This is a genomic window from Veronia pacifica (genome assembly GCF_001707825.1).
GTDB lineage: Bacteria > Pseudomonadota > Gammaproteobacteria > Enterobacterales > Vibrionaceae > Veronia > Veronia pacifica.
The window spans coordinates 1-4,605 of sequence record NZ_LYBM01000090.1 but is presented as its reverse complement, the minus strand read 5'-3'; the positions used below and the strand labels follow the sequence as shown (position 1 = coordinate 4,605).

Genomic DNA, 4,605 nt, shown 5'->3' with positions numbered 1-4,605 from the left:
GGCAGTCTCAGAACAACAGACAGTGCCAGAGCAAGCGACAATTTCAGAAACAACGGCACTAGAAACTGCAGCATCAGAAACTACAATACCGGAAACAATAGGACAGCCCGAGCCGCAGGACAGCCCATTTAATGTGCCTGCCGAAGGTCTCGAAACACTTTCAGACGATCAGCTAGGTGAGTTTTCTGAGGAAGATGCGCTACATGCCGCTTTCGAAGAGCAACGCGAATTAGACGGCACCTTACCTGAGCAAGAAAGTGAGGCTGGACATGCTGTTGAGGCGGAAACTCTTGATGTTACAGCTATGGACGATGAGCAGTATCAGGTTGCAGGACTTGATATGGACGCATTGCTATCCGATCCCGACTTACAGGATATAGACCACCCCATCCCAGAGGAAGAATCAGCGGTATGGAATGCCGAACAGACACCTGGCCCAGAAATTGAGAGTGAGGACTGGTCGGAACAACCTCATGTATTGGGTGAGGATGTTGCTGACCTTGAATTCGATACGGATTTAGATAGCCTGCTTGAGGAAGGTCAGAGTGAACTGCTGGAGACATCAGAGGAAGATAACCCGTATATCAGCATCGAAGAATTAATGAAAGACGATGGCGAGCCACAGGCTGATCCTGACGCCCAGCCCATTGACCTCAATGTTGGCCTTGATGATTTCCCTGATATGCTCAGTGAAATTGAGCCTTATGATGTCGATAAAGCGGGAGATGTCGCCAATGATATGGACCTTGCTAAAGCTTACCTAGAAATGAATGACGTAGATGGTGCGCGCGCATTACTGGAAAAAGTAATGGCATCCAGCGACCTCGAGCTAAAAAATGAAGCGAAAGAGATCATGGAAAAACTTCACTGATATATAGCCCCGAGTTAGTGAAGAAAACGGCGGAAATTACCGCCGTTTTTTTATGATTGTTGGTATTGAACAACCAGCGTAACCGGAAAAACAGCTCATTTACTGCCACTGATTGGTATATAATACTGCCCCTTTAATTTGAATACAGAGAACCGGACGATGAGAATTGCCCTGGGTGTGGAATATGATGGCGCACAGTATTATGGCTGGCAGCGACAGCGGGATGTACCAAGTGTGCAGCAGCACCTTGAAAAAGCCCTGTCAAAAGTGGCTAATCAGCCCATAGAGGTGCAGTGCGCGGGTAGGACAGACGCAGGGGTTCACGGCACGGGGCAAGTCGTACATTTTGACGTTGAGACATCAAGACCGTTAAAAGCGTGGACGATGGGAACCAACAGTAACTTACCCGATGCCATTGCAGTGCGCTGGGCGAAGGAAGTGCCTGATGAGTTTCATGCAAGGTTTACTGCCACGGCAAGACGTTACCGCTACATTATTTACAACCATGCATTCCGTCCGGGTATATTCCGTCATGGCGTTAGCCATTATCATGGTGATCTCGATGAGAAACTCATGCATGAAGCAGGACAATTTCTATTGGGAGAGAACGACTTCAGTTCTTTTCGGGCTGTTCAGTGTCAGTCTAAGTCACCGTGGCGTAACCTGATGCACCTCAATGTTTCTCGTCAGGGTAACTTTGTGATCATTGATATAAAAGCCAATGCTTTTGTTCATCATATGGTTCGAAACATTACAGGTAGCTTAATCACTGTGGGACGTGGAGAACAGAAGCCTGAGTGGATCAAGTGGTTGCTGGATGCAAAAGATCGTAATCTTGCCTCAGCGACAGCGAAAGCAGCCGGGCTTTACCTGGTTGAAGTTGATTATCCTGCAGCGTTTGATTTACCAAAAGTTGCACCCGGGCCCATTTTCTTGTCAGACATCGATTTTTAATCATAAAAACTCTCGGTTTGATTCTGAAACGAGAACATGTTTAATGGTAATCTTAAATCTACCACGGAGAGGTAAGGACGATTTTGAGTCTCAACAGTTATTGAGTAGTCATTTAATCCGGTTTGAATTCATAGATCACAGGCCACTTGCTTCAGGTAAGTGTTGCATGAAGAAAAGGTAGTCCATGAGCTGGCTTGAAAAAATTCTGACAAAAAGCAAAATTGGTTCAACGCGAAAGGCGTCAATACCAGAGGGAGTCTGGACCAAATGCACATCGTGCGAGCAGGTTCTGTATCACGCCGATCTTGAGCGTAATCTAAATGTATGTCCCAAGTGCGACTATCATATGGCGTTCAGCGCTCGTAAACGCCTTGAAGCGTTTCTTGACGAGGGAGATATTGAGGAACTGGCCGGGGAACTTGAACCTCAGGATCCGCTAAAATTCCGCGACAGTAAGAAATACAAAGACAGACTGTCTGCAGCACAGAAAGCCACAGAAGAGAATGAGGCACTGGTGGTAATGAAAGGCCACTTACTCGGTATGCCAGTAGTCGCCTGTGCGTTTGATATGCGTTTCATTGGTGGCTCTATGGGCTCAGTGGTCGGTGCCCGTTTTGTCAGAGCGGTCGAGCAGGCAATGGAAGACAACTGTGGCATGGTCTGTTTTTCTGCCAGTGGCGGAGCGCGGATGCAAGAAGGCTTGTTCTCTTTAATGCAGATGGCGAAAACCAGTGCAGCGCTTGAGCGTCTTACAGCGAAGGGACTGCCCTTTTTCTCAGTGATGACAGACCCAACCTTTGGCGGTGTCACCGCAAGTTTTGCTATGTTGGGTGACATCAATATTGCTGAACCCAAGGCCCGTATTGGTTTCGCTGGTCGCCGTGTTATCGAACAAACGGTGCGTGAGAATTTGCCAGATGATTTTCAGACCAGTGAATTCCTGCTTGAGCATGGCGCGCTGGATATGGTTGTTGACCGTCGTGAGATGCGCCAGCGTATTGGTGGCTTGCTAGCGAAGCTGACCAATCAGATATCTCCTTTGGTTGTGCCAGTTCAGAAACCTCTGGAAGGTGAAGTGGTTGTAGAAAATGATGAGAGTGATAATCCGGTAGACGACCAAAACTGATTCTGACTCGATGATTGATAAAGGGTGCCCTATGGCACCCTTTTTTGTGTGTTGGGCGACAGTTTGAATCGGGGCCTGACTTTTTCATCTTTGGTCGTCTATCCTTACTGGATCGCCACCTATCATCATGAAAGTATTAATATTTATTGATGTTTACAAATTTTATCAGTATCTGTTTTATTCGGGTGTATATCCATGTTTCAGATAGGTACAACCAGTTTTTAGTCCCAACAACCAGAGAGTTGTGATTTAATCCGGTCTGAATTTGTAGATCACAGGCCACTTGCCACAGGTAAGTGTTGCAGAAAGAAAAGGTAGTCCATGAGCTGGCTTGAAAAAATTCTGACAAAAAGTAAAATTGGTTCGACACGTAAAGTGTCAATTCCTGAAGGAGTGTGGACCAAATGTACATCGTGTGAGCAAGTCTTGTATCACGCAGATCTTGAGCGCAACCTAAATGTGTGTCCCAAATGTGACCACCACATGGCTTTCAATGCCCGTCAACGTCTGGAAGCATTTTTTGATGAGGGGGTTATTCAGGAGCTGGGTGCAGAACTCGAACCTCAGGATCCGTTGAAATTCCGCGACAGCAAAAAATACAAAGATAGACTGTCTGCTATGCAGAAGGCCACAGGCGAGAGTGATGCTCTGGTGGTAATGAAAGGCCAGCTACTGGGGATGCCTGTTGTGGCCTGTGCCTTTGATATGCGTTTTATCGGTGGTTCCATGGGCTCAGTGGTAGGTGCCCGGTTTGTTAAAGCGGTTGAGCAGGCCATAGAAGATAACTGTGGCATGGTTTGTTTTTCCGCGAGTGGCGGTGCCCGAATGCAGGAAGGGCTTAACTCTTTAATGCAAATGGCGAAAACCAGTGCAGCACTGGATCGCTTGTCTGCTGAGGCACTTCCTTTTATTTCAGTGATGACAGATCCGACTTTTGGTGGTGTAACCGCCAGTTTTGCCATGTTGGGAGATGTTAACCTTGCAGAACCTAAAGCACGAATTGGTTTTGCTGGTCGTCGTGTTATCGAACAAACTGTCCGTGAGAATCTGCCTGATGACTTTCAGACCAGTGAATTCTTGCTGGAGCACGGGGCGTTAGATATGGTGGTTGACCGCCGTGAGATGCGACAGCGTATTGGTGGTTTGCTGGCAAAACTTACACATCAAGATTCTCCGCTGGTGGTTCCGTTACAGAAACCGCACGAAGAAGAACAGGTATCAGACGAGATTCATGAAGACGCTGAGTCTCTTGAAAACGCTAACTGAGCCTTCTCAGGGTCACAGACAAGAGCGCCTTATGGCGCTCTTTGTCCATAAGCTGATATGATTAAAGTATTATTGACTCTAGTAAAAGTACCATGCCTGAACCAACTGCTCCTAAAGCCACAGCAACTCTAAGCGAGTGGCAAGCCTATCTGTTAAGTCTTCATACCAGTGCGATTGATCTCGTCTCGACCGGGTTGGAAAAGTGGCACAGGATGCTAACTTGACCAAACCCGCGCCCAAAGTGATCACCGTTGCGGGAACCAATGGTAAAGGGTCGACCTGTGCGATTTTGGAATCCATCTTGAGAGAGGCGGGTTATCGTACAGGGGTGTATAGCTCTCCACATTTGGTTCGTTATAACGAGCGGGTAAGAATTAATGGCCATGAA

At 47.2% G+C, this 4,605-nt stretch carries 4 protein-coding genes and 1 pseudogene; all 5 read left to right on the top strand.

The features are described from left to right. Positions 1–871 (top strand): FimV/HubP family polar landmark protein (locus tag A8L45_RS23150; RefSeq protein WP_281181542.1); only part of this gene is annotated, 871 nt, incomplete at its 5' end. A gap of 159 nt (positions 872–1,030) precedes the next feature. Beyond that, a complete protein-coding gene (truA, locus tag A8L45_RS23145; protein WP_068905704.1) occupies positions 1,031–1,825 on the top strand; it encodes a tRNA pseudouridine(38-40) synthase TruA in 795 nt (264 codons plus the stop codon). 184 nt (positions 1,826–2,009) lie between these two features. Beyond that, complete coding sequence (gene accD / locus A8L45_RS23140; RefSeq protein ID WP_068905703.1) at positions 2,010–2,951, top strand: acetyl-CoA carboxylase, carboxyltransferase subunit beta; 942 nt, start codon at positions 2,010–2,012, stop codon at positions 2,949–2,951. A gap of 321 nt (positions 2,952–3,272) precedes the next feature. Then, positions 3,273–4,217, top strand: coding sequence for an acetyl-CoA carboxylase, carboxyltransferase subunit beta (gene accD / locus A8L45_RS23135; protein WP_068905702.1), 945 nt, complete (start codon positions 3,273–3,275; stop codon positions 4,215–4,217). A gap of 92 nt (positions 4,218–4,309) precedes the next feature. Next, a pseudogene (locus tag A8L45_RS25440) lies at positions 4,310–4,605 on the top strand (bifunctional tetrahydrofolate synthase/dihydrofolate synthase); the annotation flags it as partial.

Coding starts and splice junctions, on each gene's coding strand:
- accD (WP_068905702.1), top strand. CDS start 3,273: ATGAGCTGGCTTGAAAAAATTCTGACAAAAAGTAAAATTGGTTCGACA.
- truA (WP_068905704.1), top strand. CDS start 1,031: ATGAGAATTGCCCTGGGTGTGGAATATGATGGCGCACAGTATTATGGC.
- accD (WP_068905703.1), top strand. CDS start 2,010: ATGAGCTGGCTTGAAAAAATTCTGACAAAAAGCAAAATTGGTTCAACG.